The 24,940-nt window shown below is 66.8% G+C and carries 28 protein-coding genes and 1 tRNA gene; 8 read left to right on the forward strand and 21 right to left on the reverse strand.

Translation table 11 applies throughout. The features are described 5' to 3' along the window. The first annotated feature begins 75 nt into the window (after positions 1-75). Positions 76-2,589: a cation:proton antiporter gene (locus ATO6_RS11905; RefSeq protein ID WP_088624241.1), complete on the forward strand. Its 2,514-nt coding sequence runs from the start codon at positions 76-78 to the stop codon at positions 2,587-2,589. A 69-nt stretch (positions 2,590-2,658) separates the two neighbouring features. Here ATO6_RS11905 and ATO6_RS25065 read toward each other — a convergent pair. Then, positions 2,659-2,742 (reverse strand) — tRNA-Tyr (locus ATO6_RS25065). A gap of 152 nt (positions 2,743-2,894) precedes the next feature. Between ATO6_RS25065 and rlmB the strand changes: the two genes are divergently transcribed. Together rlmB and ATO6_RS11915 are read left to right on the forward strand one after the other, a co-directional pair. After that, complete coding sequence (gene rlmB / locus ATO6_RS11910) at positions 2,895-3,677, forward strand: 23S rRNA (guanosine(2251)-2'-O)-methyltransferase RlmB (RefSeq protein ID WP_088624531.1); 783 nt, start codon at positions 2,895-2,897, stop codon at positions 3,675-3,677. A gap of 229 nt (positions 3,678-3,906) precedes the next feature. Continuing rightward, a complete protein-coding gene (locus ATO6_RS11915) occupies positions 3,907-4,380 on the forward strand; it encodes a CoA-binding protein (protein ID WP_088624242.1) in 474 nt (157 codons plus the stop codon). A gap of 57 nt (positions 4,381-4,437) precedes the next feature. Here the strand turns inward: ATO6_RS11915 and ATO6_RS11920 are convergent, their stop codons facing one another. The 4 genes from ATO6_RS11920 to hisA form a co-directional block, all read right to left on the reverse strand. Then, positions 4,438-4,752 (reverse strand): phosphoribosyl-ATP diphosphatase, encoded by a 315-nt coding sequence (locus tag ATO6_RS11920; protein ID WP_088624243.1) that lies wholly within the window; start codon positions 4,750-4,752, stop codon positions 4,438-4,440. Beyond that, positions 4,749-5,510: an imidazole glycerol phosphate synthase subunit HisF gene (hisF, locus tag ATO6_RS11925; RefSeq protein WP_088624244.1), complete on the reverse strand. Its 762-nt coding sequence runs from the start codon at positions 5,508-5,510 to the stop codon at positions 4,749-4,751. Before hisF ends, ATO6_RS11920 begins: the two co-directional genes overlap by 4 nt. Before the next feature lie 62 nt (positions 5,511-5,572). Further along, the gene (locus tag ATO6_RS11930) at positions 5,573-5,917 is read right to left on the reverse strand and encodes a hypothetical protein (RefSeq protein ID WP_141101978.1); all 345 of its coding nucleotides are present in this window, start codon (positions 5,915-5,917) and stop codon (positions 5,573-5,575) included. Continuing rightward, positions 5,868-6,590, reverse strand: a complete 723-nt coding sequence (gene hisA, locus ATO6_RS11935; protein ID WP_088624246.1) for a 1-(5-phosphoribosyl)-5-[(5-phosphoribosylamino)methylideneamino]imidazole-4-carboxamide isomerase — start codon at positions 6,588-6,590, stop codon at positions 5,868-5,870. The genes ATO6_RS11930 and hisA overlap by 50 nt, the downstream gene beginning before the upstream one ends. A 127-nt stretch (positions 6,591-6,717) precedes the next feature. On the opposite strand from hisA, the gene ATO6_RS11940 reads away from it, so the two are divergent. Beyond that, positions 6,718-7,113, forward strand: coding sequence for a DUF2147 domain-containing protein (locus ATO6_RS11940; RefSeq protein ID WP_176440907.1), 396 nt, complete (start codon positions 6,718-6,720; stop codon positions 7,111-7,113). A gap of 3 nt (positions 7,114-7,116) precedes the next feature. On the opposite strand, the gene hisH is transcribed toward ATO6_RS11940, so the two are convergent. From hisH to ATO6_RS11955, 3 genes are all read right to left on the reverse strand, one after another. Further along, on the reverse strand, positions 7,117-7,755 hold the full coding sequence (hisH, locus tag ATO6_RS11945) for an imidazole glycerol phosphate synthase subunit HisH (RefSeq protein ID WP_088624247.1): 639 nt from the start codon (positions 7,753-7,755) through the stop codon (positions 7,117-7,119). Between the two features lie 90 nt (positions 7,756-7,845). Continuing rightward, positions 7,846-8,433: an imidazoleglycerol-phosphate dehydratase HisB gene (gene hisB, locus ATO6_RS11950; protein ID WP_088624248.1), complete on the reverse strand. Its 588-nt coding sequence runs from the start codon at positions 8,431-8,433 to the stop codon at positions 7,846-7,848. A 106-nt stretch (positions 8,434-8,539) separates the two neighbouring features. Further along, on the reverse strand, positions 8,540-9,271 hold the full coding sequence (locus tag ATO6_RS11955) for an ATP-binding protein (protein WP_088624249.1): 732 nt from the start codon (positions 9,269-9,271) through the stop codon (positions 8,540-8,542). A 190-nt stretch (positions 9,272-9,461) separates the two neighbouring features. On the opposite strand from ATO6_RS11955, the gene ATO6_RS11960 reads away from it, so the two are divergent. Next, the gene (locus tag ATO6_RS11960; protein ID WP_088624250.1) at positions 9,462-10,154 is read left to right on the forward strand and encodes a response regulator; all 693 of its coding nucleotides are present in this window, start codon (positions 9,462-9,464) and stop codon (positions 10,152-10,154) included. 32 nt (positions 10,155-10,186) lie between these two features. Next, positions 10,187-10,795, forward strand: coding sequence for a response regulator (locus ATO6_RS11965; protein WP_088624251.1), 609 nt, complete (start codon positions 10,187-10,189; stop codon positions 10,793-10,795). Between the two features lie 141 nt (positions 10,796-10,936). Here ATO6_RS11965 and ATO6_RS11970 read toward each other — a convergent pair whose 3' ends face one another. The 9 genes from ATO6_RS11970 to ATO6_RS12010 all read right to left on the reverse strand — a co-directional run bounded on the left by ATO6_RS11970 (position 10,937) and on the right by ATO6_RS12010 (position 20,041). Next, complete coding sequence (locus ATO6_RS11970; RefSeq protein WP_088624252.1) at positions 10,937-11,377, reverse strand: response regulator; 441 nt, start codon at positions 11,375-11,377, stop codon at positions 10,937-10,939. 94 nt (positions 11,378-11,471) lie between these two features. Then, complete coding sequence (locus tag ATO6_RS11975; RefSeq protein WP_176440908.1) at positions 11,472-14,699, reverse strand: chemotaxis protein CheB; 3,228 nt, start codon at positions 14,697-14,699, stop codon at positions 11,472-11,474. 141 nt (positions 14,700-14,840) lie between these two features. Beyond that, positions 14,841-15,680: an ABC transporter permease gene (locus tag ATO6_RS11980; protein ID WP_088624254.1), complete on the reverse strand. Its 840-nt coding sequence runs from the start codon at positions 15,678-15,680 to the stop codon at positions 14,841-14,843. Then, positions 15,677-16,555 carry an ABC transporter permease gene (locus ATO6_RS11985; RefSeq protein WP_088624255.1) on the reverse strand — a complete coding sequence of 293 codons (879 nt, stop codon included), beginning with the start codon at positions 16,553-16,555 and terminating at the stop codon, positions 15,677-15,679. The genes ATO6_RS11980 and ATO6_RS11985 overlap by 4 nt, the downstream gene beginning before the upstream one ends. Before the next feature lie 44 nt (positions 16,556-16,599). Beyond that, positions 16,600-17,331 (reverse strand): transporter substrate-binding domain-containing protein, encoded by a 732-nt coding sequence (locus ATO6_RS11990; RefSeq protein WP_088624256.1) that lies wholly within the window; start codon positions 17,329-17,331, stop codon positions 16,600-16,602. Between the two features lie 148 nt (positions 17,332-17,479). After that, positions 17,480-18,256, reverse strand: coding sequence for an ABC transporter ATP-binding protein (locus ATO6_RS11995; protein ID WP_088624257.1), 777 nt, complete (start codon positions 18,254-18,256; stop codon positions 17,480-17,482). A 110-nt stretch (positions 18,257-18,366) separates the two neighbouring features. Beyond that, positions 18,367-19,134, reverse strand: coding sequence for a phosphate/phosphite/phosphonate ABC transporter substrate-binding protein (locus ATO6_RS12000; protein ID WP_088624258.1), 768 nt, complete (start codon positions 19,132-19,134; stop codon positions 18,367-18,369). Then, positions 19,131-19,568 carry a TerB family tellurite resistance protein gene (locus tag ATO6_RS12005; protein ID WP_088624533.1) on the reverse strand — a complete coding sequence of 146 codons (438 nt, stop codon included), beginning with the start codon at positions 19,566-19,568 and terminating at the stop codon, positions 19,131-19,133. The genes ATO6_RS12000 and ATO6_RS12005 overlap by 4 nt, the downstream gene beginning before the upstream one ends. Before the next feature lie 59 nt (positions 19,569-19,627). Continuing rightward, the gene (locus ATO6_RS12010) at positions 19,628-20,041 is read right to left on the reverse strand and encodes a nuclear transport factor 2 family protein (RefSeq protein ID WP_088624259.1); all 414 of its coding nucleotides are present in this window, start codon (positions 20,039-20,041) and stop codon (positions 19,628-19,630) included. 91 nt (positions 20,042-20,132) lie between these two features. On the opposite strand from ATO6_RS12010, the gene ATO6_RS12015 reads away from it, so the two are divergent. Then, positions 20,133-20,459, forward strand: coding sequence for a hypothetical protein (locus tag ATO6_RS12015; protein ID WP_141101979.1), 327 nt, complete (start codon positions 20,133-20,135; stop codon positions 20,457-20,459). Between the two features lie 6 nt (positions 20,460-20,465). Here the strand turns inward: ATO6_RS12015 and ATO6_RS12020 are convergent, their stop codons facing one another. The 4 genes from ATO6_RS12020 to ATO6_RS12035 all read right to left on the reverse strand — a co-directional run bounded on the left by ATO6_RS12020 (position 20,466) and on the right by ATO6_RS12035 (position 23,396). Beyond that, the gene (locus ATO6_RS12020) at positions 20,466-22,109 is read right to left on the reverse strand and encodes a CTP synthase (protein ID WP_088624261.1); all 1,644 of its coding nucleotides are present in this window, start codon (positions 22,107-22,109) and stop codon (positions 20,466-20,468) included. Between the two features lie 193 nt (positions 22,110-22,302). Further along, entirely contained in the window at positions 22,303-22,665 is a 363-nt protein-coding gene (gene secG / locus ATO6_RS12025) for a preprotein translocase subunit SecG (RefSeq protein WP_088624262.1), read from the reverse strand. 139 nt (positions 22,666-22,804) lie between these two features. Continuing rightward, positions 22,805-23,005 carry a hypothetical protein gene (locus ATO6_RS12030; protein ID WP_088624263.1) on the reverse strand — a complete coding sequence of 67 codons (201 nt, stop codon included), beginning with the start codon at positions 23,003-23,005 and terminating at the stop codon, positions 22,805-22,807. Next, positions 22,998-23,396 carry a DUF6524 family protein gene (locus ATO6_RS12035; protein WP_088624264.1) on the reverse strand — a complete coding sequence of 133 codons (399 nt, stop codon included), beginning with the start codon at positions 23,394-23,396 and terminating at the stop codon, positions 22,998-23,000. Before ATO6_RS12035 ends, ATO6_RS12030 begins: the two co-directional genes overlap by 8 nt. Before the next feature lie 174 nt (positions 23,397-23,570). On the opposite strand from ATO6_RS12035, the gene ATO6_RS12040 reads away from it, so the two are divergent. Beyond that, the gene (locus tag ATO6_RS12040) at positions 23,571-24,863 is read left to right on the forward strand and encodes an adenylosuccinate synthase (protein ID WP_088624265.1); all 1,293 of its coding nucleotides are present in this window, start codon (positions 23,571-23,573) and stop codon (positions 24,861-24,863) included. Positions 24,864-24,940: the final 77 nt, after the last annotated feature.

The following is a 24,940-nucleotide window of genomic DNA, read 5'->3' on the forward strand; positions in this document are numbered from 1 at the left end:
TCAACTGTCCGACAGGCGCCGTTGCGGGACGCAGATCGACCGTGCACTCGGCCCCGGTTCTGGTATTCCCGGATCATGGACATCATCCTGATCACCACGGTCATCGCGTCGCTCTTCGTCGTGATCGCCGCAGCCGAGCCGTTCGCGGCCCGCCTGCGGCTGCCCTACAGCGTGATCCTCGCCGTTCTCGGTGTCATGATCGCCGCCGGGGCGATCTTTTTCCTGCAGACCGACCTGACCGACGCCCTGAACCCGGTGGCGGAGGCCATTCTGGGCCTGCCGATCCGGTCGAACGTCTTCATCTACGTCTTCCTGCCGACGCTGCTCTTCCAGGCAACGCTGGGGATGAACCTGCGGCGGATGCTGGACGACTGGGTGCCGATCCTGACGCTTGCCGTGGTGGCGGTGGTGGTGGCCACGGTCAGCGTCGGTTATGCGCTCTACTGGGCCAGTGCGCTGCCACTGGCGGCCTGTCTGCTGATCGGCTCCATCGTCTCGACCACGGACCCGTCGGCGGTGGTCTCGATCTTCCGCTCGATCTCGGCCCCGCGTCGCCTTGCTCGGATCATCGAGGGCGAAAGCCTGCTGAACGACGCCGCGGCCATCGCGCTCTTCGGCCTGTTCATGGCCTTCGTGATGCTGGGGATCCCCGACCCGGAACTGTCCGATGCCATCGCCCGCTTCCCCCTGCTGATCGCGGGTGGGGCCGTAACCGGCTGGTTCGCCGCGCGGGTCGCCGTCTGGGTGATGTCGCTGTTCGCCCGGCACGAACTGGCGCAGATCTCCATCTCGGTCGCCTTGCCCTATCTCGCCTATATCGGCGCGGAGCAGAGCATCGGCGCCTCGGGCGTGATCGCGGTGGTCGCGGCCGGGCTGACCCTGAACCTGACCGCGCCGGGGCGGCTGCCGCCGCAGTCATGGGCCAACCTGCGCGAGTTGTGGGATGTGCTGGCCCACTGGGCCGGGGCGCTGATCTTTATCCTCGCCGCGCTGCTGATCCCGCGGATGCTGGAAGAAGTCCGGCTTGAGGATTTCATCCTCGTCGGCGTGGTGGTTCTGGCGGCGGTCGCGGCGCGGGCGGTGATCCTGTTCGGACTTATGCCGCTTCTGACGCTGCTCAAACTGTCGCCCGCCGTCGAAACGCCTTACCGGGTCGCGATCCTGTGGGGCGGGCTGCGCGGGGCGGTCACGCTGGCGCTGGCGCTGGCGGTGACGGAGAGCTTCCGGGTGCCGGACGGCATCCAGCGCGTCGTCGGCATCCTCGCCACCGGTTTCACCCTGTTCACGCTACTGGTGCAGGGCACGACGCTGCGCTGGGTGATAGGGCGGCTCGGGCTGGACCGGCTGTCGCCCATCGACGAGGCGCTGTCGCGGCAGGTGGTTGCCGTCGCCCTGCAGACTGTGCGCGAGGACGTGTCGCGGATCACCGAGACCTACGACCTGAACCGCGACACTGTCCGGTCCGAGGCGAAGCGCTTCGGCGAGCGCCTGGACCGTGCCGTGAAGGCGGCTGAGGACAATGCCGAGATCCTCGACCGCGACCGCATCGCGCTCGGCCTGATCGCGCTGGCCGGTCACGAACGCGACACGATCATCGCGCGGGTACGGGAACGGACGATCTCGGCCCGGATGGCCGAATTGCTGCTGTCCGAGGCCGACCGGCTGATCGAGGGCGCGCGGACGCAGGGCCGCAATGGCTATCAGCGCGCCGCCCGCCGCAGTGTCGCCTATGGCCGCGCCTTCCGCGCCGCCGCCGTGCTGCACGGGCGGCTCGGGGTGTCCGGCCCGCTGGCGCGGATGACCGCGGACCGGTTCGAGCTGCTGCTGTCACAGCGGGTGATCCTGCGCGATCTGGGGACCTTCATCGACGGGCGCATCCGGCGTATCCACGGGCGCCGCGTCGCCGACCTGCTGCACGAACTGCTGTCCCGCCGGATCGAGGCCGTGGAAACCGCGCTCGAGGCGCTGCGGTTGCAGTATCCCGGCTATGCCGAGGAACTGGAGCGCCGGTTCATCCGCCGCACCGCCCTCAGGATGGAAGAACGCGAATACACCACCATGCGCGAGGACGGGCTGATCGGCACCGAGGTGCACACCGCGCTGATGCAGGGCCTGTCCAACCGCCGGGGTGCGGCCGAGGACCGGCCCAAGCTGGACGTCGCCCTGCAGAAGGCGGCCTTCGTGACGCAGTTCCCGCTCTTCGCGGATCTCGACGAAGCGGCCTTGAAGCGTCTCAGCAAGGCGCTGAGGACCCGCTACATCGACGCGGGCGAGTTCATCGTGCGCAAGGACGCCGTGGCCCGGAGCGTTTTCTTCATCGCGACCGGGGCCGTCGAACTGGAAAGCGCGGGCCAGACCTGGCGGCTGGGGCGGGGCGAGATGTTTGGCCAGATGGCGATCCTGACCGGCCGGGCACGCAGGGTGAACGTCCGGGCCATCGCGCCGACAACGCTGCTGGTGCTGGACGAGGACCGTTTCCGCCTGCTGCTTGGCCGCAGCGCGGCGCTGCGCCGCGCGGTCACTGCAAGCGCCATTGCGCGTGGCATCGACCCGGCCGGGCTGTTGCCCTTCGATGGCGAGGAAGGCTGACCCGGCAATTCGGGGCAATCGACAGACGACGGGTGTCGCGCGATCCGGGTCAAATGCGATTGGGGGGAGTGGTGGGCGACCCTGGAATCGAACCAGGCATGGGTCTCCCCGGCGGAGTTACAGTCCGCTGCCGCACCTTGCAGCTCGTCGCCCTGACAGGCGCGGGGCGGGCCCCGTCGCGTGTCGTGAGCGGGTGAATACTTGCGGCCCCCGACAGGGTCAACAGGAAAATCGGGCGTCCGCATACCCCTTGCGCCAGCGCCCCGCGGGTGACACAGACAGGGGGTCCTGTGTGCGAGGCGGCGATGAAGAAACCGAAGTGGGTGGTCGAGAAGGAGCGCTCGAAAAAGGCGGCCTCTGCCGAAACGGTCTGGCTGTTCGGCATCCATGCGGTGCGCGACGCGCTGGAGAACCCCGCGCGCGAAAAGCTGCGCCTGATCGTGACGCGCAACGCGCTGGACCGGCTGGGCGAGGCGGTGGCGACCGGCAGGATCGAACCCGAGATCGCCGACGCGCGCAGTTTCTCGGCCCCGCTCGACCCCGGATCGGTGCATCAGGGCGCGGCGCTCGAGGTGAAACCGCTGGACTGGGGCAGCGTGGCGGACCGGTGCCTCGGCGACGGCAAGACACCACCGCGCGTGGTGCTGCTGGACCGGGTGACCGATCCGCATAACGTGGGCGCGATCCTGCGCTCGGCCGAGGTGTTCGGCGCACTGGCGGTGATCGGGATGCGCCATCACGCGGCGCCCGAGACAGGGGCGCTGGCCAAGACCGCCAGCGGCGCGCTGGAACGGCAGCCCTACCTGCGGGTCCGAAATCTCGCCGACACGATGGAAGAGCTGAAGGCCATGGGCTACCTCGTCCTCGGCCTCGACGGCGAGGTCGAGACGGATATCGGCACGGCGCTGGAGGGCAAGCGGGATCGCGCGGTTGCGCTGGTGATGGGCGCCGAAGGGCCGGGCCTGCGCGACAAGACGCGCGACACCTGCGATGCGCTGGTGCGCATTCCGGCGGCGGGGGGCTTCGGCTCGCTCAACGTGTCGAATGCGGCGGCGGTGGCGCTCTACGCCTCGCGCGCGGGGACGTGACGCGCGGAAACCTGCCGTTCACATTCTTATTACATGCCCTTCTTAGCATGGCTGCGGTACCTATGTGTTTCAGGAAGCGTCGGGCCGGAACCCCGGTGCTTCATTTCACTGTCCCTCGTTCCGTGACTGCGCCCGGTTATGCCGGGCGCTCTTTTTTGTGCTCCTCTCGTCCGGCTGCGACCGTTGCGAATCCGCTTGTCGCCGCCCGCGGCTGGCGTAGTCTGGCGGCATGAGCGAGCATTACACAGACAGCTTCCTGAGCGGCGTGATGAAACGGACCCGCGTGATCGCGGTGATCGGCGTCTCGATGGAAGAAACCCGCCCCAGCTATTACGTCGCCCGGTACCTGAACCTGAAGGGCTACAAGGTCATCCCGGTCAATCCGGGTCACGCGGGTAAGACCCTGTTCGGCCAGACCGTCCGCGCGGGGCTGGACGATATCGACGAACCGGTCGACATGATCGACATCTTCCGCCGCTCCGAGCATGTCCTGCCGATCGTGGAAGAGGCGCTGGAAAAGCTGCCGGAGCTCAAGACGGTATGGATGCAGATCGGCGTCGTGAACCACGACGCGGCGCGCATGGCCGAGGCGCGGGGCATCGACGTCATCATGAACCGTTGTCCCAAGATCGAATATCAGCGCCTGTTCGGCGAGTTGAGAATGGGCGGGTTCAACACCGGCGTGGTGTCGTCGCGTCTGTAGCGCCACGGGGGCTCTGCCCCCGGACCCCCGGCATATTTTTGGCAAGATGAAGCTGGATCAGGGCGCGCGGGAGGCCTTTTCGGCGATGCCCGAGGTGCCTTCGCGGCGGGTGAGTTCCGCTTCGACATCGGCCAGCGTCACGCCGCGTGCGGTCAGCATCACCAGCAGGTGGTAGAGGACATCGGCCGCCTCGGCTGTCAGCTTTTCGCGGTCGCCCTTGACCGCCTCGATGATCGCCTCGACGGCCTCCTCACCGAATTTCTCGGCGCATTTCTCGGGGCCCTTGGCCAGCAGCTTGGCCGTCCAGGAACTTTCCGGATCGGCGGAGGCGCGGGCGGCGATGGTCGCGGCGAGGTCGTGCAGGGTGCTCATGTCAGCCTCATCGGGATACCGGCGGCGGCCATGTGGGCCTTGGCCTCGGCGATTGTGTATTCGCCGAAATGGAAGATCGAGGCGGCGAGGACGGCGGAAGCATGGCCCTCGGTCACGCCCTCGACGAGGTGGTCCAGCGTGCCGACGCCGCCGGAAGCGATGACCGGGATGTCCACGGCATCGGCGATGGCGCGGGTCAGCGGGATGTTGAAACCGCTCTTCGTGCCGTCGCGATCCATCGAAGTCAGCAGGATCTCCCCGGCGCCCTTGGCTGCGACCAGTTTCGCGAACTCGACCGCGTCGACTCCGGTCGGCTTGCGCCCGCCATGGGTGAAGCATTCCCACTTGCCGGGGCTCACGGTCTTGGCGTCGATGGCCACCACGATGCACTGGCTGCCGAAGTGGTCGGCGGCCTCGGCCACCACGTCCGGATTGGCGAGCGCGGCGGAGTTGAAGCTGACCTTGTCGGCCCCGGCCAGCAGCAGCGCGCGCACGTCCTCGCGCGTCCTGACGCCGCCGCCGACCGTCAGCGGGACGTAGCAGCTTTCGGCGGTGCGGGTGACCACGTCGAACATGGTGCCCCGGTTCTCGTGCGTGGCGTGGATGTCGAGGAAGCAGATCTCGTCCGCCCCCGCCGCGTCATAGGCGCGGGCGGCGTCCACCGGATCGCCGGCATCGCGCAGGTCGACGAAATTGACGCCCTTGACCACGCGGCCATCGGCCACGTCGAGGCAAGGGATGATGCGGGTCTTGAGCATGTGGCTCCTCGGGCTGCGGTCGCCCGCGTTCTAGTCGCCCGCGCCCTGCGGGGCAATGCGGATCAGCCCCTGCGGCGGCGACGCCGGCGCACGAGGTCGACGATGATCATGATCAGCAGGATCAGGCCGAGCAAAAGGGCGATCGGCAAGGTCATCAACATGAACCAGCCGGATACGAAGAAGGTATAGAGCTGTTCCCCGTGATCGACACCATCGACGATGCAGGGGTTGGGGAAGCCTTCGTGCAGCGTGCAGCCGTGCTTGTCCGCGAAGCTGGTCGAATAGATGACACCGGCGAGGGGCAGGAAGCAGATCGCTATGCCGAGGATCAGGATGGCATAGACGATGCGCTTCATGTCATGCGGCCAGCGTTCGGAGCGCTTCGCCCAGATCGAGCGCCCCGTCATAGAGCGCTCGGCCCGAGATCGCGCCGTCCAGCGCGACGCCACAGTCACGCAGCGCGATGAGGTCGGCGAGCGAGGACACGCCACCGGAGGCGATCACCGGAATCGACACCGCGCGGGCGAGGTCCGCCGTCGCCTCGACGTTCGGGCCCTGCATCGCGCCGTCGCGGTTGATGTCGGTATAGATGATCGCCGCGACCCCGGCATCCTCGAAGCTGCGGGCGAGATCGGTGGCGTCCACGTTGGTTTCCTCGGCCCAGCCCTTGGTCGCGACCTTGCCGTTCCGGGCGTCGATGCCGACCGCCACCTTTCCGGGAAAGGCGCGCGCCGCCTCGCGCACCAGCGCCGGGTTCTCGACCGCCACGGTGCCGAGGATCACACGGGCGAGACCCTTGTCCAGCCAGGCCCCGATCGTCGCCATGTCCCGGATGCCGCCGCCGAGCTGCGCAGGCACCTGCGTCTGGGACAGGATCGCTTCGACCGCCGCCGCGTTCACCGGCTGGCCCGCGAAAGCGCCGTTGAGGTCCACGAGGTGCAGCCATTGGCAGCCCGCCGCCACGAAGTCCCGCGCCTGTGCGGCCGGGTCGTCGTTGAAGACCGTGGCCTTTTCCATCTCGCCCCGCAGCAGTCGCACGGCCTTGCCGTCTTTCAGGTCGATGGCGGGATAGAGGATCATGGACGCGCTCGCTTTGGCCGGATGCGCGCGGGTTTTGCATGACGTCAGGGGATTTTGCAATGTGACTTGTTCCGCAACCCGCGCCGGGGCAGGGTCGGCACAGTCGAGTCAGGAGGAGGCAGGCGGCATGTTCAGGACATTCGGTGCAACGGTGGCGATGACCTTTATGGCGGGGGCGGTCTGGGCGGCGGACCCCGTGGTCGGGACGTGGAAGACGATTCCCGACGACAACGGCAACTTTGGCCACGTGCAGATGGCGCCTTGCGGGGATGCGTTCTGCGGCGTGCTGGCCAAGAGCTTCGATTCCGCGGGCAAGCCGCTGAATTCGCCGAACAACGGCAAGCGCATCGTCTGGGACATGAAGGCGAAGGGCAGCGGCGCCTATGACGGCGGCAAGGTCTGGTCGCCGGATCGCGACAAGACCTACAATTCCAAGATGCAGCTGAGCGGCGATCGCCTGACGGTGCAGGGCTGTGTCCTGATGATCTGCCGCGACGGCGGGACCTGGTCGCGGGTCAGGTAAGGCTCAGGGCCGCCACGTCAGGAAGTTGGCGATCAGCCGCAGGCCGGTCGCCTGGCTCTTTTCCGGGTGGAACTGGGTGCCGACCATGGTGTCGCGGCCGACGATGGCCGTGACCGGTCCGGCATAGTCGGCATGGGCCAGAAGCTGGTCCTTTGCTGTCACGTGCATCTGGTAGGAATGCACGAAATAGGCGTGCTGGCCGGTTTCGATCCCCGCCAGAACCGGGTGCGGGCGGTCGATCACGAGGTCGTTCCAGCCCATGTGCGGGACCTTGAACGTGGGATCTGCCGGTTTGATCCTGTCGACCTCGCCGTCGATCCAGCCGAGGCCCTCGGTCTCTTCGTATTCGTGCCCGATGCGGGCCATCAGCTGCATTCCGACGCAGATGCCGAGAAACGGGCGGCCCTTCTGCTCGACCGCTTCGCGCAGCGCGCCGAACAGGTTCTCACGGCCTTTCAAGGCGCGGGCGCAGGCCGGAAAGGCGCCGTCGCCGGGCAGGACGATGCGGTCGGCCCGCGCCACGTCCTCGGCCCGGTCCGACACGATGACGTCGCCGCCGCCCGTCTCGCCGGCCATGCGCTGGAAGGCCTTGGCGGCGGAATGCAGGTTGCCGCTTTCGTAGTCGATAAGGACGGTGAGCATCGGTCCGGTCTCTCGCTGATCTCCGGGCAGGGGGTCGCGCGAAACGGTCGCGGGGTCAAGGGGCGTCCGGCGGGCGCGCGTTTCGCGCGGTCAGAGGGCGCCCTTGGTCGAGGGGATCGCGTCGGATTTGCGCGGGTCGGTTTCGACCGCCTCGCGTAGGGCGCGGGCGACGGATTTGAAGGCCGCTTCGGCGATGTGGTGCGAATTGATCCCGTGCAGCATGTCGACATGCAGCGTGATGCCGCCGTGGGTGGACAGGGCCTGAAAGAACTCGCGCACCAGTTCCGTGTCGAAACTGCCGATCTTGGGGGTCGGCAAGTCGAGGTTCCAGACCAGGAACGGTCGGCCGGAGAGGTCGAGCGCGGTGCGCACCAGGGCATCGTCCATCGGCAGCAGGCAGGCACCGTAGCGGCGGATCCCGCGCTTGTCGCCAAGCGCCTTGGTCAGGGCCTGGCCGATGGCGATGCCGGTGTCCTCGACCGAGTGATGGTCGTCGATGTGCGTGTCGCCATCGCAGCGGACGGACATGTCGATCAGCGAGTGCCGGGCCAGCTGGTCCAGCATGTGGTCGAAAAAGCCGATGCCGGTGCGGTTGTCATACCGTCCGGTGCCGTCCAGATCGAGCGTGACCGTGATATCGGTCTCGGCCGTCTTGCGGGTGATTTCTGCTTTGCGCATCTGCGCCTCCGGTGCTGACCGGCGCCTTATAGGGGCAGCGGCTGGATGCGCCAAGCGGGAAGCGGGAGAATGTCGCGCGGCTGATGCAGGCGGAACATCAGGCTGCTCAGGGCGGTGCGGCAGGCATCGAGAAGGTCACGCACAGCCCGCGGGTCGCGGGCGGCGGCGCGCCGGACAGGCACAATGTGCCGCCGGAGCGCTCGACCACCTTGCAGGCCAGGGCGAGGCCGACGCCGCTGGAGTCGCATTCGCTGCGCGGTCGCAGGGTGGTCATCAGCTGCATGGCGCGGTCGCGCATGTCGGGGGCGATACCAGGCCCGTCGTCGGACAGAGAAAAGGTCACGCCTCCCTGGTCCGACGCGCCCTCTATGCGGATCAGACCCGTGGTTTGATCATGATGACGCACGGCATTGTCCAGAAGTGCACGGAACATGCGATGGACATCGTCCGGCGGGGCCGTGATCGCGGGCAGGGGGCCATCGGCCTGCAGCGTGAAACCGGGCGGCGGACCGACGTCTGTCCAGGCCCGGCACAGCGCATCTTTGGTGTCGATGGTGCAGGCCGGGCCACCGACACGGCCGACGCGGCTGTATTCGGTCAGGTCGCGCATCATCCGGTCCGCACGCTGCACCTGCCCGCGCAGCAGCGAAAGGTGATCCATGATCACCTCCGGCGGCGATTGTGCGGCCAGATCCTCCTCGATCCAGTCGGGGATGACACGCAGAGCGCGCAGGCTGGCGCGGATGTCGTGTGTCATGTGGTAGAGCATCTGTTCGAACCGCCCCTCGGCATCATCGATGCAAGCGGCTGCCTCGCTGTCCTTCACACCAATGCCCATGCGTCTGCCCCGATGCTGCTGCCGGATCAGCCTGTCTGAAACAGGTTAAGAGGCCGCAAACTGCGGCGATCCGGCTCGGTAAAATGCAGTGCAACTCGCAGCACCCGTTAAGCAGTGGGTTACGGTTGGAGGGATAGCGTCCGTCACGTGCCGTTCAGGTGACTGTCATCGACCAACAAGGGGTGCCGCCATGCCATTGCCTTCCAATGCCTCCATGACCGGCAGGGGCCTGCCTGAGCGGGGCCACCTGTCCCTTCGCGACGGCGACGACATGCGCATCCTCGTATTCGACGATTCCGAGATTGACGCCGTCCTGATCGAGCAGAACTGTCTGCGCACGGGCCTGCCTGCGGCGGTCACGACGGTTTCGGATTTCGACCAGTATTCCGACCATATCGGCGATCAGCGCTACGACCTGATATTTGTCGACTACTACCTGCCGCGTGGCGACGGTCTGGTCGCCTGCGACCTGCTGCGTCGCAGCGTTGCCAATGCCGATGCCCCGGTCGTCATGGTTTCGGGACACGCCGAGGTCGACGTGGCGGTGGCCGCCATGCAGGCCGGATGTCTCGATTTCATCGACAAGGACAGGATCGACCGCGACCGTCTGCGATCGGTGATCATGCAGGCCGCAACTGCGCATCGCCCGTGGCCCGGTCGTGCGGCGCAACCTGACCTCTCGCCGACTGGCGGCATGATGGACGCCATTAGGTCCATTCTGCGGGAAGAATTGTCGCGTCACGGGGCCGTTCCCCGGCTGCAGGACCTGAAGGTCGCGTTGCAGTCCATCGGCTTGCTGGACGGAGAAGGCGGCGAAACCGATTGGGGCCGTTACCTCCAGGGCGAGGATGTCGGCTTTGTCTTTCGCAGAACCCGCCATTGACGCCTGCCGCGTCCATTCATCGGAGGATTGCCATGCACGCCGCTTCGCTCGCCACCGTCTCGACCCGTCCGATTCCCGGACAGGGCTCCATGTCCGCGCTCGTCATTGATGACAGCGTCATCGACCGCTACCTGATCTGTCATGCCCTCGCGGATGCCTGCCCAGACCTTAGGGTCGCGGAATGCGCGACCGCCGGCGATGCCCGGCGATGGCTGGACGGGCACGCGCCGGACATGATCTTTGCCGACCGCATCCTGCCGGACGGAGACGGCGCGGATGTCGCGCTTGGCGCAGCGGGAGACGTCGCCGTGGTCATCCTGTCCGGAGAGGACTGTCCGGATATCGGCCCGCGCATTGACGCGCGGGCGCGCAGCGTCTTCCTGCACAAGGACGACCTGTCACCGGTGACGCTGCGCCAGTCTCTGGCCCGTATCCTGCGCCCGGCGGCCCCGGTCATCCCGCTGCGTCCGGACGCCGGATCGGCGATTGCCGCCCTGTCGACCCCGTCCGGCGAACTGGCGCGTGGCTTGCGGCTTCTGCGCATGATGCGCCTGCAAGGCTCAAGCATTGGGCCAGAAGAACGGGCCGAACTGCTGCAGGAGGTCGAGGCAATGATCATGCAGCCGCGTCTGCCCGATTGACGGGCCGGTCCGGGCCGGGCTGGACCGAGGATGGCGCGGCATGGTGCGCTTGCGGCAAAGGCAACATGGTCGGGACTTGCCGCACGACAGAGACCCGGAGTTTGCAGATCCGGACCCGGCGCGGCGATGCGTGGCCCTGACCTAGGCGCCGGTGCCACTGTCCCTGCGGGATGCGGCAGGGGGCAGGCGGTCGATCAGACGTGCCGCATCGGCGGGGCTCATGGGTTTCGACAGGCAGTCCCAGACCATCCCCGAAGCCGAGATCCGGCGCTGCATGTCGGCGGTCGGCGCCTGCGACAGCATCAGGCAGACGGGCGGCGCGTCCCACGATTCCGAGGCCAGGCTGTCGAGCAGTTGCAGTCCTTCGCCGTCCGGCAGGTTGAGATCGAGAAGGACGAGGTCGACTGCCGCCGCCGCCGGCGAGGTCAGGATAAAGCGCGCTTCGGCGCATTGCGTGACCTCGATACAGGCGCGAATGCGGCCTGACCGGGTCAGGGCCCGGCGGCACTGGCGCTGGTCGATCTCGTCGTCTTCGACCAGAAGGACTGTGATCGCACGGGCTGTGGAATCGTCGGGCGTCATGCGGCAGCACACTCTTTCGCGACGGTCGGCGGGCCGACAGGAGACCGGGCCGGGGTCCTCCCGGCGGCGGCGGGTCGCGGGGCGTGCGCAGCGCTCATGACACCAGACATTCTGCCTGCCGGATCATCAGCAATCCAAAGACATGCGTGATCCGGGAGTTCATGTCCCGGCGGACCTGCCCCGTCAGGATGCAGGGATGCCTTCGGTCCGTTCCGTCCAGCATCACCGTGGGTTCCTCGAACGGCAGTCCTTCGGAGGTGGCCGCCCCGATCGCCTGTCCGATCCTGTCCCTGTCGAGCGGATCGAACTGGCCGAGCAGGGTCTGCAGCGTCCGTCCCTCATCAGGTGACAGCAGATCGCAGAGGTTGCGGCTGAAAAACGTCTCGCAGTTCACGGCGTCATGCGAATAGAACCCGACGCCGAGCGCCTTCTGCGCCCGGTCGAACTGGTCCAGAAGCATCTCGGTCCGTGTCAGGCTGTTGATGTCGCGGCAGACCCCGACGATGCAGCGCGGGCGCCCTTCCTGTTCGCTCAGACGCGCGCCCCGCGCCTCTACCGTGGCATGGGTGCCGTCTTCGCGCTGCAGGTAAAGACGTAGGTTGAACGGGGCGCCGGTGGCCATCGTGCGTTCGATCGCCGTCTGGAACTCGCGCGAGTTCTGCGGCGAGAAACAGCCCAGCCAGGTGTCGAAATCCGGCGCACCCTTCTGGCGGGACCGCCCGTGCACGTCATACATGCTGTCCGACCATGAAAGCTGGTTCGACTGGATGTCGAGCCGCCAGTGCGCGATCTCGGCCATCTCCTCGACCATGTCCATCTTGATCATGAGTTCGTCGGATTCGGTCTCGGTCGCGATCAGCGTGACGCCGCGGATGTCCCGCGTTTCGCTGAAATAGGGTTCGGCCCTGATCTGGACCAGCTTGCTGCCCGAGACGAAGGTCTCCTCCTGCGGTTCGCGGGTCTGCATGGAATTCGACGCGATGCGCAGCAGGGAGGGATAGCCCGGCGGCACACTGCATTGCGAGATGTGCATGTTGTCCAGACCGTCGGCGATGTCGAACCGGCGCCGGGCCTGGGCCGAGCTGTGCAGGATCTGCAACGCGCTGTCGACAACCAGGATCGCGATCGGGGCGGAATGCAGGATCGATTCCAGATCGCGCCGCACGCCTTCCAGTTCCGTCGTGTTGATCTGCAATTCCTCGTTCACTGTCAGCAGCTCTTCGTTGGAGCTCTGCAGTTCCTCGTTCGAGGTCTCGAGTTCCTCGTTGGTGGCCTGCAGATCCTCGTTGGAGCTCTGCAGTTCCTCGTTCAGCGACTGCTGTTCCTCGTTCGCCGTCTGCAACTCCTCGATGGTCTGCTGCAACGCCTCGCGGGTCGAGGCCACATCGGCCTCGAGCTGGCGCAACTGGTGAACCTCGTAGTCCTTGGCTTCGCCCTCCAGTTCGCGCGGGTCGAAACTGAGCTGCTGGATGGCCAGCAGGGTGTAGGTTTCCTTGTCGCTCGGCAGCCGCAGCGGATAGGCTTCGAGCTGAACATGGGTGCGGTCCGGGCCGGGCATCTCGTGCCGCGCGCCCCGGCGTCTCTCGCCGCGTTTCGTGGCGACGGTGCACAGGCTCGGCGCCTCTTCGCGCAGCGGCGATTTCAGCAGCGACAGGGACAGGTCCAGCCGCGTTTCCTCGCCAAGTTCGATGAAGTCGGACAGGTTGCCGAAGACGCGGATGATGTTGTTCGCCCCGGTCACCAGAACCGAGTTGGGCCCCAGCGAGCGTGCGAGGCCTTCGAACATCTCCATATGGATGTCCGGCGGCGCTTCACGTTTCGGACGGGTGCCGCGCGCGGAACCCAGCCAGCGGGGTGCGGGCGTCTGGAAATCCCGCACGCGCGAAGCCATGTCGCGGCGGGCGATGGTGCGCTTGCGGAACAGGCGGTTGCTGTCCGACAGGATTTCGAAATCGGCGTGCAGTTGGCCGATGGTTTCGGAACTGCCGAGGAACAGCACCCCGCGCGGTCGCAGGGCATAGTGCAGACGGTTCAGCACCTTTTCCTGCAGGCTCGGATTGAAATAGATCAGCAGGTTGCGCATCGACACGAGGTCGATGTTGATGAAGGGCGGATCCTGAAAGATGTTGTGCTGCGAGAACAGGATCAGCTGCTTCAGCACCGCCTTGACCGCGACCTTGTGGTCGTCCCTTTCGAAATAGCGGTCGATCAGTTCCGCCGGAATGTCGTTCGCCGCCGCCAGTGGATAGACCCCGCGCCGCCCGATCCGCAGGGCGTTTTCGTCGATGTCCGTGGCAAAGATCTGGATCATCCGGGCGTCGATCTGGCCGGGGCCGCCGCAGGCTTCGACGATCAGCATGGCGATGGTATAGACCTCTTCGCCCGTGGCGCAGCCGGCGACCCAGATGCGCAGCGGCTCGCCTTCGTCGCGGGCCTCGATGATCTGGCGGATCTCCATGCCGAGCCGTTCGAACTGGCCGGGGTCGCGAAAGAACCGGGTGACCGAGATCAGCAGGTCCCGGAACAGGGCATCCACCTCTTTGCTGTTGGTGCGGCAATGGGCGATATACTGGTCGAACGCGGTGATCCGCAGCGCGGTCATCCGCCGCTTGATGCGGCGCTGGATGGTGGTGTCCTTGTATTCGCGGAAATCGACCTGTGTGCGGGCCAGCAGGATCTGCATCAGTTCGCGGGATTCCGCGTCTTTCTCCTCCGCCCGCTTGAACAGGGTCAGGTCGCGCGGACTGGCCATGATCTCGGTGATGTGTTCCGAGATCTGTTCTGGCGTCAGTACGAGGTCGATGCAGCCGGTTTCCACCGCCGAGGCGGGCATGCCGTCGTATTTCGCGGTGGCCTGATCCTGCGCGATGGTGATCCCGCCGGCCTCGCGCACCGCCTGCACGCCGTAACTGCCATCCGATCCCGTGCCGGACAGCACGATGGCGATGCATTTTTCCCCGCCCTCGTCGGCAAGGCTGTAGAACAACCGGTCGACCGAGGGTTTCGGCGTGCCGGGCCCGCCCGCAGGGTCGACCAGTCGCAGGGCGCCGTCGGACAGGATGACATCCCGGCTGGGCGGCGTGATGTAGATAGTGTCGGGCTCGGGCGCGTCTCCATCCTGCAGTTCCCGGACGGGCAGTTCGGTCTCCCGCGCGACCAGCGTGGACATCAGGCTCTTGTGCGAGGGCGACAGGTGCTGCGCGATGACGTAACAGGCGCCGGTGCGTGGCGGCAGGTCGCGCACGAAGGCGCTGATGGCCTCAAGACCGCCCGCCGAGGCGGCTATGCCCACGATCCAGGGCAGCTCGGAATCGTCGGCCAAGTCCCGGCCTCCCGCTGTCGTTCGCAGGTCGGTTGGCAAGGGCACTTGCCCCGGCTGAACCGGCCCGCATCAGTCGGCGTGAGGATAGGTTAATACGTCTTAACGAAGTCTTAATGGAGCAGGAAAATCGCGCGCTGGTTGTCAGCGCACCATGAACGGGCGCGGTCTCAGCCGGCCCCCTGCGGTGCCGGGCAGGTGCCGGTTCAGCCGCCGGTAGGCGAGGCCGAACAGACCGATGATCCCCAGCGACAGCAGCACGAAGTAGAAGGCGAGGATCGGGTAGGGGATGAAGGGGTTGAACGTCTTGTCGGCAAGGTAGCTCGCGTAATAGAGCGCGTCGCCCTTCTGCTGCCATGCCGGGAAGGACGAGAAGAAGACCAGCGTCGTGGCATGGGTCAGGAATATCGCTTCGTTCGTATAGGCGGGCCACGCGAGGCGCAGCATGGTGGGCCATATGATCTTTCGGAACTTCATCCAGCCGGTGAAGCCGTAGGCATCCGCCGCCTCCAGATCGCCCTTGGGGACGGACCGCAGGGCGCCATAGAAGATTTCCGCCGAATAGGCCGAGGTGTTCAGGAACAGCACGATCAGCGCGCCCGCCCATGCCCGTGTCAGCCAGCGGGTTTCGGCCGTGAACTGGGCGAACCACAGGTCGATCTCCAGCCCGTTCCGGGGCAGCAGGGTCAGCGCCTCGTAGGCGATGAAGAACTGGATGAAGAGCGGCGAGCCGCGGAAGACGAAGATGAACCACTGCGCGGGCTTGCGCAGGATCGCAAGGCGGGAATTGCGGGCCAGCGCGACGGCGGTTGCGAAGAAAAAGCCCGAGCACAGGGCCAGAACTGCGAAGTAGACGTTCCAGATCAGGCCCGACCCGATCAGCACGAAATGGTCGCAGAGGGTGAAGTCCGCCTTGGGCAGCAGCCGCTCACCGATGCCGATCGAGCGGAAGGCATAGTTCTGGATGGTCTCGACGCAACTCATGCCGCGCGCCTCATCTCTTCGCCTGCCATGGTGGCCTGCCCGTGGGACAGGCGGCGGGACAGGCGGGCGAGGAAAACTTCGGAGACCTTGGTCAGGCTCAGGTAGAAGACCAGCAGCCCGAGGAAATACCACAGCCGCCAGTCGCCATGCGGATAGTCATAGGCCTGCGTCTTGGTGCCCCCCATCTCGCGCGCCCAATAGACGATGTCCTCGACCCCGAGGATGAACAGCAGCGGCGTGGCCTTGATGAGGATCATCCACAGGTTCGACAGGCCGGGCAGGGCATAGACCCACATCTGCGGGATCAGGATTCGCCATGTGATCTGGCGGCGTGTCATGCCGTAGGCCTCGCCGGTTTCCAGCTGCGCTTTAGGCACAGCGTTCATCGCGCCGGACAACACGAAAGCCGCGAAGGCGCCGAAGACGAAGGCAAAGGCGATGACGGCGAGGGACACGCCGTAAAGCTCATGCTGCCATTGCGGAGCCGAGGACAGCGGCAGCTTGGCCTGCGCGCAGACGACGAAGTCGTTGCCCTGCCGGACCGGCAGGTCCCAGTCGGGGCATTTCGTCTTGTGTCGCAGCCACTCCAGCCCCTGATCGAGGGCGAGCGGCACGAAGAGGAAGAAGGCGATGTCGGGCACGCCGCGTGCCAGCGCGCTGTAACCCTTGCCGATCCAGCGCAGCGGCGCGACATGCGACCGGGCCGCCAGCGCGCCCGCAAACCCCATGGCCAGCGCACAGGGCACCGTGACCAGCATCAGGGCGATGACGACGAGGAAGCTCTGGTAGAACAGCAGGTGTTTGCCCGTCGTGAAGTAACAGGCGAACCAGCGCAGACCTTCGAGCGATTTGGGATCGGAGCAGAATTCGAACATCGGAAACGGGAACCGGGGCCGCGCGGGCCCCGGTCCGTGTCATGTCAGTAGGTCGCGGTGTCCTCGCCGAACCACTTCTTGAGCAGTTCGTTGAGCGAGCCGTCTTCCTTCATCGAGGTGATCGCGGCATCCAGCTTTTCCTTCAGCTCGGTGTCGCTCTCGCGCAGGCCGAGGCCGACGCCGCCGCCAAGCTGAACGTCCTCGCCGACGAACATCAGCTCGCCGTTGGATTCCTCGACGAACGGCTTGAGGTAGTCCTTGTCGGCGAAAACCGCGTCGGCCTCGCCGTTGCGGACTGCGGCGATGGTTTCCTCGGGCGTCGCGAATTCGACCAGCGTCGCGCCGGTTTCGGCCACGTGGCCGGCCTGGATCGTGGCGGTCTGTGCGGCGACGACGCCGCCTTCAAGGTCGACGTCCGGGGCCATCGCGACATAGGCCGACGAGGCGGGCGGGAAGTAGTTCTGGGTGAAGTCGATGACCTGGTCGCGTTCGTCGGTGATCGACATGCCCGCGATGATGACATCGTAGTTGCCGCTGACGAGGTTCGGGATGATCGAATCCCAGTCGTTGGTGACCCATTCGCAGGTCAGTTCGGCCCGCGCGCAGAGCTCGTCGCCCACTTCGCGCTCGAAGCCCGAGACCTGGCCGTTGTCGTCGATGAAGTTGAACGGAGGATAGGCGCCCTCGGTCCCCAGACGGACGGTCTGCGAATGGCTCGCGGCCAGCGCGGCACCGGCGGCCACGGCAAATACGGTGGAAAGGATGATGGATTTCATCGGTAGTCTCCCGGTTGGTCGGCGGCCTGACCGGCCGCTCATGATGGGACAGCCTTGGCATGGAATCGCGCTGAGACAAGGGGATTGTGCCCAAATCTTCGGCGGGACAGCGCCTGACGGCGCGTCATGAGGCAGTTCCGGGCGACGGTCAGGCGGACTGCGTCGCCGACAGGAAGCCGCGCAGCCGTTCCGTCTGGGGATTGCCGAACAGCTGCTGCGGCGGGCCTTCCTCGATGATCCTGCCCTGATGCAGGAACACCACCTGATCGGACACGTCCGCCGCCAGCCGCATGTCGTGGGTCACCAGCAGCATCGTGCGCCCTTCGGCGGCGAGGTCCTTAATGACCTTGACCACTTCCTGTTCCAGCTCCGGGTCGAGCGCGGATGTCGGTTCGTCGAACAGCAGCGCCTCGGGCTCCATGCAGAGCGCGCGGGCGATCGCCGCGCGCTGCTGCTGGCCGCCGGATAGTTGCGCGGGCCATGCGTCGGCCTTGTCCGCGATGCCGACCTTGGCCAGGTAGGCGCGCGCGCGCTCCTCGACCTCGGCCCGGTCGCGGCCCAGAACGGTGAGGGGCGCTTCCATCACGTTCTGCAGGATCGTCATGTGAGACCACAGGTTGAACTGCTGGAACACCATCGACAGGTTCGTCCGGATGCGCAGCACCTGCTTGGGATCGCCGGGATGCCGTGCCATGTGCTCGCCGCGCCATTTCACCGCTTCGCCCTTGAACAGGATCTCGCCCGCCTGGCTGTCCTCGAGCAGGTTGGCGCAGCGCAGGAGGGTGGACTTGCCCGAACCGGACGATCCGATCAGCGACACGACCTCGCCCTGCCGGGCCAGCAGGTCGACGCCTTTCAGCACCTCGAGCGCGCCGTAGGATTTGTGGAGATCGCGGATTTCGATGACGGGGGCGGGTGAGGTCACGTGCAGGCGGGTCCGTTGGTCAGGCTTCGCGCCAGTAGGGCGCGGATCGCGACGGATTGCAACGGTGGCGGCACCCGCGCGGCCGCGTGACGCCACGCGATGCCGCGCTGTCAGGCGGCGTCGCCGGTTCTGGGCGTCGGTACGGCGAGGAAATCGGCGGCGGGTATCCGGGCGAGCCCGTTGATGCAGAGCGCGGCCCGGTCGGTTTCGGGCAGGTCGGCAAGCGCCGCCTCGACCGCGGCGAGGATCGCATCACCATCCTGGCCGAGCGCGGTGATCAGCGGCATGCCGGGGGTTGGCGCGGTCCGTCCGATTTCGCGCAGCATGACGGCATGGGCATCGTAGCGCTGGATCAGCCGCCAGGTGTTGGCGTCGACACAGGCGATATCCGCCGTGCCCTCGGCCACCATGCGGGCCGAGATGACGTGCCCGCCGGTCGCCTCCATCTGACCGAACCGCGCGCCGATGCGTGCGGCGTGGTTCAGCGGCGCGGCCCAGCCGGATTGCGACAACGTGTCGTTGAACACCAGCCGCAGGGCCGCCCAGTCCTGCGGATCGGTGCGGGTTTCGTCCTGCCGCACCACGAAGACCGAGTTGTAGTAGCCCGGCGGGCAACCCGGCAGGTCCATGTCCGGGCAGGCCAGCAATTGAACCTTGCCATGCAGGCGTGCGCGGTAGGGCAGGCCGCAGGTCTGCGACAGCACCAGATCGGGCGACAGCCAGTGATCGAGCAGCGGCGCCTCGTCCCGGCGCAGCGCGTCCGGCGCGGCGATGCCCGCATCGCGCAGGGTGTCGCGGATCAGGGACCAGAACCGGTCGGTGGAGGCGCGATGCTCGGCCCGGTCATACATCGGCAGGGACGCGAAGGGTGCGCTCATCCGCGGCTGACCCGCAGGCGCGCGGCGTTGCTCTCCGCATCGCCGATGCCCAGCAGGTTGGCGACCAGCCGCATCAGCGCGTCTTCGTCCTGATGCCGCGACCCGTCGTCCATGACCACGGACCACAGCGCCTCGATCACGCCGATCCGCTCCTCGAGCGGGACCGCATCCTTGATCGCGCGGGTGAAGCGCACGGTATCCGGCGCTTCGGCCTCCAGCGTCTCGGCCTGCGCGCGCAGGGCCAGCGCGTCCTCTCCGGTCAGGCCGTAGCGTTGTTCGATCAGCTTGAGGATCCGGGCCTTCTCGGAGCCGTCATAGGTGCCGTCGCTGCGTGCCACACGGACGAGCAGCGCGGTCAGGGCCAGACGGGCGTCGATCTCCGTCACGGCGGACGGGTTCGGCGCGGTCAGGCGGGCGAGGAAATCTGCAAACATGCGGTCTACATAGGCATTGTCGCGGGGCAGGCCAATCACGAAAGTGTTCCGCCCGATGGTCAGTCTTTGTGCGGAAACGGCCCCAGCACCCGCTCGCACAGCGCGCTGTCCTGATATTCCCGCGCCTCGACGATCATGCCGTCGCGAAGGCGATACATCAGGCAGTAGTTGTTCTCGTAAGGCATGCCGTCGGCGGCGGTCATCCGGCCCTCGGCTTCGACCACGACCCAGTCCTCGTCCGCCAGAAAGCGCGAGGGCACCGTCCTGTTCGTGCCGGAGGTCACCGAGCGCACGTGGCCATAGAGGTCGCGCAGGATGGACGCCTTGCCGTGAAAGGTGCGCGACCACGAATAACGGCCGGTGACGGTCATGGTCGCATCCTCGGCCAGGTGCTGCACGAACAGCGTGCCGTCCCCTTCGGCCAGTCCGGCGAATATCCGGCGCATCAGGGCCTTGTTCTCGGTCGGTGTCATGTCCGGCTCCCTGTGAAATGATGACGAAGTGACGGGTGTCCCGTGCGGATCGCGCTATGATGAGCCCGACATTGCCACGAAGGAGACCGTCATGCGCACCCTTTCATTCGCCGCCGCCCTGACCCTGCTTGCGGCGCCGGTTTCGGCCCAGGCCTGTTTCGATCCCGCGCAATGCGCGCGCGACGCGCTGATGCGGGCGAGTGCGCTTGAGCGGCAGATCTCGATCCTTGCCACCGAGATGCGGGCCATGCGCGCCGATCGCGGCGAACTGGCTGCCGAGATCAGGGGATTGCGCCGGGCCGTGAACGAGCTCGGCGACAGGGTCGAGGTGCTGGAAGACGAAAACGAGGCCCTGCGCGAGGCGCTCGGCGACCGGCTCCCGCAGGATCGCGGGGACAACCAGGCCAACCACCCCTGACGGGCGTCAGACCAGTCGGGACACGTCCCGTGCGGCGCGGACGAAGTCCGCGAACAGCGGATGCGGATCGAAGGGCTTGGACTTCAGTTCCGGGTGGAACTGGACGCCGATGAACCACGGGTGATCCTTGACCTCGACGATCTCGGGCAGGCGGCCGTCCGGTGACATCCCCGAGAAGCGCAGGCCGCAGTCCTCGAGCTTCTTGCGATACTTAACGTCCACCTCGTAGCGGTGGCGGTGGCGTTCCTCGATCGTCGTGGCGTGATAGACCTGCGCGACCTTCGACCCTTCGGTCAGGCTGGCGGTATAGGCGCCAAGGCGCATCGTGCCGCCCTTGTCGTCGTCCACCTTGCGCTGGACCGCGTGATTGCCCTGCACCCATTCCTTCAGGTGGTAGACCACCGGCTCGAACCGCTTTTCGCCCTTTTCGTGGTCGAATTCCTCGGACCCGGCCGTGGTGAGCCCGGCGAGGTTCCGCGCCGCCTCGATCACCGCCATCTGCATGCCGAGGCAGATTCCGAGGTAGGGGATTTTGCGCTCGCGGGCGAACTGGGCCGCCTTGATCTTGCCCTCGGTCCCGCGTTCGCCGAAGCCGCCGGGGACGAGGATCGCGTGGTAGCCTTCAAGGTAAGGCGCGGCATCGGTGCTGTCGAAGACCTCGGCGTCGACCCATTCGACGTTGACGCGGATCCGGTTGGCCATGCCGCCGTGGACCAGCGCCTCCTTGATCGACTTGTAGGCGTCTTCCAGCTGCGTGTACTTGCCCACGACCGCCACGTTCACCTCGCCGTCCGTATTGTGGATGCGGTCCGAGACGTCCTGCCAGCGGCTGAGGTCCGGGCGCGGCGCGGGGCTGATCTGGAAGGCGTCGAGGACGGCCTGGTCGAGGCCCTGCTCGTGATAGGCCAGCGGGGCCTCGTAGATCGACTTGAGGTCGTAGGCGGGGATCACGGCGTCGGGGCGGACGTTGCAGAACAGCGCGATCTTGGCGCGTTCCTTTTCCGGGATCGGCTGTTCGGAGCGGCAGACGAGGATGTCCGGCTGCAGGCCGATGGAGCGGAGCTCCTTGACCGAGTGCTGGGTCGGCTTGGTCTTCAGCTCGCCGGAGGCGGCGAGCCACGGCAGCAGGGTCAGGTGCATGAAGATGCACTGGCCGCGCGGCTTGTCCTGGCTGAACTGGCGGATCGCCTCGAAGAAGGGCAGGCCCTCGATATCGCCGACGGTGCCGCCGATTTCGCAGAGCATGAAGTCGACCTCGTCCTCGCCGATCGAGATGAAGTCCTTGATCTCGTTGGTGACGTGCGGGATCACCTGGATCGTCTTGCCCAGGTAGTCGCCACGACGCTCCTTATCTAGCACGTTCTGATAGATGCGGCCCGAGCTGATGCTGTCGGTCTTGCGGGCCGAGACGCCGGTGAAGCGTTCGTAGTGGCCGAGGTCGAGGTCGGTCTCCGCGCCGTCGTCGGTGACGAAAACCTCGCCGTGTTCGAAGGGGCTCATCGTGCCGGGATCGACGTTCAGGTAGGGGTCAAGCTTGCGCAGCCGGACCGTGAAGCCCCGCGCCTGCAGCAGCGCCCCGAGCGCGGCCGAGGCGAGACCCTTGCCGAGCGATGAAACGACACCGCCCGTGATGAAAATGAACCTGGCCATGGCCCGAAAGCTCCCGTGTAGTCAGCGCGATTTCTGCTGTCCGGCCCCGGAACGGTCGGGGAAATCCGGTAAGGAATGCGGGTCGGATAGACCGCATGTCACGGGATTTAAGAGCTAACAGATTCGCCCCGGCCGCGCAAGACGACCGCAACATGATGTTGGGGCGGAAAACCCGCCCTCAAATAGTGGTGTATCAGTCCGCGCTCGGCGTCAGGCCGCCTTCGCCGCCGGACGGCGGGGGGGTCAGGCTGCCGCCATCACCGGGGATCGACGGCGTGGTGTCGTCCGCAGGCGCGGATGCGCCGGGCGTCAGCCGGTCGAGCACCGAGGACCCGGCGCTTTTCTCCGCCGCGATGACCGTCAGCAGGATCGAGGTGCAGATGAACGCTCCCGCAAGGACCCAGGTGACCTTGCCAAGCGCGGTCGCTGCTGCGCGGCCCGAGGTCGCACCGCCGCCGCCCATGCCCAGACCGCCGCCTTCGGACCGCTGGATAAGGACCACGCCGATCAGCCCGAGGGCGAGGATCAGGTGGATGATGAGGACAACGTTTTCCATTCAAGCGGCCTGTCGGTGTCACGTCGGTTTCGCGTCGGTATTACAGCGGTGCAAATGACCGATGCCCCGGCGCGGCGGTATCGGCGCTATCTATGGCAGAGTGTCCCCGCCTGCAACCCCGGATCCGGGGCGCGGGGCGTCAGTCGGCGAGGGGCGGCAGGCCGGCCTCGGTCAGCGCATCTTCCAGCGCCTTCAGCGCGCGGGGGCCCATGCCGTGCATGGCTGCGAGCGAGGCCCGGCTCCGGCCGGACAGATCGGACAGCCCGGTGATCCCCGCCGCAGAGAGCGCCCGCTGCGCCGGGCGGGCGACGCCGGGCGGCCAGGGTGTGGGATCATTCATCGTCAATGTCGTCCACATCCGCCTGCCCGGACAGGCGCCGGCGCACCAGCGACCACGACAGTCCGATCCCCAGCACCAGCGAGAGCGCCAACAGCGCGAGCCACGTGTTCAGCGTGGGGTTTTCCAGCGACAGCAGGCCGTTGTCCACGAGCACCCAGCCCAGCGACCCGGCCAATGCGAGGATAAGGGCCATCCCGAAGATCCCGATGGACCGCAGCGTGGCGCGCAGGAAGATGATGTAGCCGGTCAGCAGCAGCAGGCCGAGGAACAGGATCAGGGGCATCTGTTCCGGCCATGTTTCGCGCGTCCAGCCGATGTAATTGTACCTGCCGGGGTTGAACGTCGCGGCCAGCAAGAGAAAGGCGGCGAGCCAGCGAAGAAAGAAACCCATGTGACCACTCGAAATTATCCTGCCCGCCGACTGTGACCCGACCGGCGCCGCGGTGTCCAGCCTCAAGGCGGTGGCAGGGGCGGATCAATCCGGTGGGGAGGGCGAGATTCCGGTTTCGCCCGCAGGGGGGCTTATGTATGAGGGGGCGGGTTTTCCTGAAGGTAGGAGCTTACCATGGCCAATGTGGTGGTCGTCGGCGCACAGTGGGGCGACGAGGGCAAGGGCAAGATCGTCGACTGGCTGAGCGAGCGGGCGGATGTCATCTGCCGCTTTCAGGGCGGGCATAATGCGGGCCATACGCTGGTCATCGACGGCGAGGTGTTCAAGCTTAACGCGCTGCCCTCGGGCGTGGTCCGGGGCGGCAAGCTGTCGGTCATCGGCAACGGTGTGGTGCTGGATCCCTGGCACCTGGTGAACGAGATCGCCAAGATCCGCGAACAGGGGGTCGAGATTTCCCCCGAGACGCTGATGATTGCCGAGAACACGCCGCTGATCCTGCCGTTCCACGGTGAACTGGACCGCGCGCGCGAGTCGCAGAATTCGGTCGCCAAGATCGGCACCACGGGGCGCGGCATCGGTCCGGCCTACGAGGACAAGGTCGGCCGCCGGGCGATCCGCGTCGCCGACCTGGCAGACGCCGCGACGCTGGCGTTGCGGGTGGACCGCGCGCTGGTGCATCACAACGCGCTGCGCAACGGGCTGGGGCTGGAGCCGATCGACCGCGACGGGCTGATCGCCGCGCTGAACGCGATCGCGCCGCAGATCCTCGAATATGCCGCGCCGGTCTGGAAGGTGCTGACCGAGAAGCGGAAGGCGGGCAAGCGGATCCTGTTCGAAGGCGCGCAGGGCTCGCTGCTGGACATCGACTTCGGCACCTATCCCTTCGTCACCTCGTCGAACGTGATCGCCGGACAGGCGGCCACCGGGTCGGGAGTCGGGCCAGGTTCCATCGACTTCGTCCTGGGGATCGTCAAGGCCTACACCACCCGCGTGGGCGAGGGGCCGTTCCCGACCGAACTGACCGACGAGACCGGCGAACGGCTGGGCCAGCGGGGGCACGAGTTCGGCACCGTGACGGGGCGCAAGCGCCGCTGCGGCTGGTTCGACGCGGCGCTGGTGCGGCAGACCTGCACGGTGTCGGGCGTGAACGGCATCGCCCTGACCAAGCTCGATGTCCTGGACGGGTTCGAGACGCTGAAGATCTGCGTGGGCTACGAGCTGGACGGCGAACGGCTGGACTATCTGCCGACCGCCTCGGACCGGCAGGCGCGCTGCGTTCCGGTCTACGAGGAGATGGAGGGCTGGAGCGAGTCCACCGAGGGCGCGCGGAGCTGGGCGGACCTGCCCGCCGCCGCGATCAAGTACGTCCGCCGGGTCGAGGAACTGATCGAGTGCCCGGTGGCGCTGCTGTCGACCTCGCCCGAGCGGGAGGACACGATCCTCGTGACCGATCCGTTCGCGGACTGAACGAGGTTGCGCGGGCGGGGCCCGCGCCGCAGGCGGGGGGCCAGCCCCCCGCACCCCCCGGCATATTTCTGGCAAGA

Origin of the sequence: Oceanicola sp. 22II-s10i, from assembly GCF_002210105.1 — a bacterium.
Taxonomy (GTDB): Bacteria; Pseudomonadota; Alphaproteobacteria; order Rhodobacterales; family Rhodobacteraceae; genus Pseudooceanicola.

Coding starts and splice junctions, on each gene's coding strand:
- ATO6_RS11965 (WP_088624251.1), top strand. CDS start 10,187: ATGCACGCCGCTTCGCTCGCCACCGTCTCGACCCGTCCGATTCCCGGA.
- secG (WP_088624262.1), bottom strand. CDS start 22,665: ATGGAAAACGTTGTCCTCATCATCCACCTGATCCTCGCCCTCGGGCTG.
- hisF (WP_088624244.1), bottom strand. CDS start 5,510: ATGCTCAAGACCCGCATCATCCCTTGCCTCGACGTGGCCGATGGCCGC.
- ATO6_RS11970 (WP_088624252.1), bottom strand. CDS start 11,377: ATGACGCCCGACGATTCCACAGCCCGTGCGATCACAGTCCTTCTGGTC.
- hisB (WP_088624248.1), bottom strand. CDS start 8,433: ATGCGCAAAGCAGAAATCACCCGCAAGACGGCCGAGACCGATATCACG.
- ATO6_RS11960 (WP_088624250.1), top strand. CDS start 9,462: ATGCCATTGCCTTCCAATGCCTCCATGACCGGCAGGGGCCTGCCTGAG.
- ATO6_RS11915 (WP_088624242.1), top strand. CDS start 3,907: ATGAGCGAGCATTACACAGACAGCTTCCTGAGCGGCGTGATGAAACGG.
- ATO6_RS11920 (WP_088624243.1), bottom strand. CDS start 4,752: ATGAGCACCCTGCACGACCTCGCCGCGACCATCGCCGCCCGCGCCTCC.
- ATO6_RS11930 (WP_141101978.1), bottom strand. CDS start 5,917: ATGACGGGGCGCTCGATCTGGGCGAAGCGCTCCGAACGCTGGCCGCAT.
- ATO6_RS11980 (WP_088624254.1), bottom strand. CDS start 15,680: ATGAGTTGCGTCGAGACCATCCAGAACTATGCCTTCCGCTCGATCGGC.
- ATO6_RS11955 (WP_088624249.1), bottom strand. CDS start 9,271: ATGGGCATTGGTGTGAAGGACAGCGAGGCAGCCGCTTGCATCGATGAT.
- ATO6_RS12015 (WP_141101979.1), top strand. CDS start 20,133: ATGCGCACCCTTTCATTCGCCGCCGCCCTGACCCTGCTTGCGGCGCCG.
- rlmB (WP_088624531.1), top strand. CDS start 2,895: ATGAAGAAACCGAAGTGGGTGGTCGAGAAGGAGCGCTCGAAAAAGGCG.
- ATO6_RS11905 (WP_088624241.1), top strand. CDS start 76: ATGGACATCATCCTGATCACCACGGTCATCGCGTCGCTCTTCGTCGTG.
- ATO6_RS12020 (WP_088624261.1), bottom strand. CDS start 22,109: ATGGCCAGGTTCATTTTCATCACGGGCGGTGTCGTTTCATCGCTCGGC.
- ATO6_RS12000 (WP_088624258.1), bottom strand. CDS start 19,134: ATGAGCGCACCCTTCGCGTCCCTGCCGATGTATGACCGGGCCGAGCAT.
- ATO6_RS11940 (WP_176440907.1), top strand. CDS start 6,718: ATGTTCAGGACATTCGGTGCAACGGTGGCGATGACCTTTATGGCGGGG.
- hisH (WP_088624247.1), bottom strand. CDS start 7,755: ATGCTCACCGTCCTTATCGACTACGAAAGCGGCAACCTGCATTCCGCC.
- ATO6_RS12035 (WP_088624264.1), bottom strand. CDS start 23,396: ATGGGTTTCTTTCTTCGCTGGCTCGCCGCCTTTCTCTTGCTGGCCGCG.
- ATO6_RS12005 (WP_088624533.1), bottom strand. CDS start 19,568: ATGTTTGCAGATTTCCTCGCCCGCCTGACCGCGCCGAACCCGTCCGCC.
- ATO6_RS11990 (WP_088624256.1), bottom strand. CDS start 17,331: ATGAAATCCATCATCCTTTCCACCGTATTTGCCGTGGCCGCCGGTGCC.
- ATO6_RS12010 (WP_088624259.1), bottom strand. CDS start 20,041: ATGACACCGACCGAGAACAAGGCCCTGATGCGCCGGATATTCGCCGGA.
- ATO6_RS12030 (WP_088624263.1), bottom strand. CDS start 23,005: ATGAATGATCCCACACCCTGGCCGCCCGGCGTCGCCCGCCCGGCGCAG.
- ATO6_RS12040 (WP_088624265.1), top strand. CDS start 23,571: ATGGCCAATGTGGTGGTCGTCGGCGCACAGTGGGGCGACGAGGGCAAG.
- hisA (WP_088624246.1), bottom strand. CDS start 6,590: ATGATCCTCTATCCCGCCATCGACCTGAAAGACGGCAAGGCCGTGCGA.
- ATO6_RS11985 (WP_088624255.1), bottom strand. CDS start 16,555: ATGTTCGAATTCTGCTCCGATCCCAAATCGCTCGAAGGTCTGCGCTGG.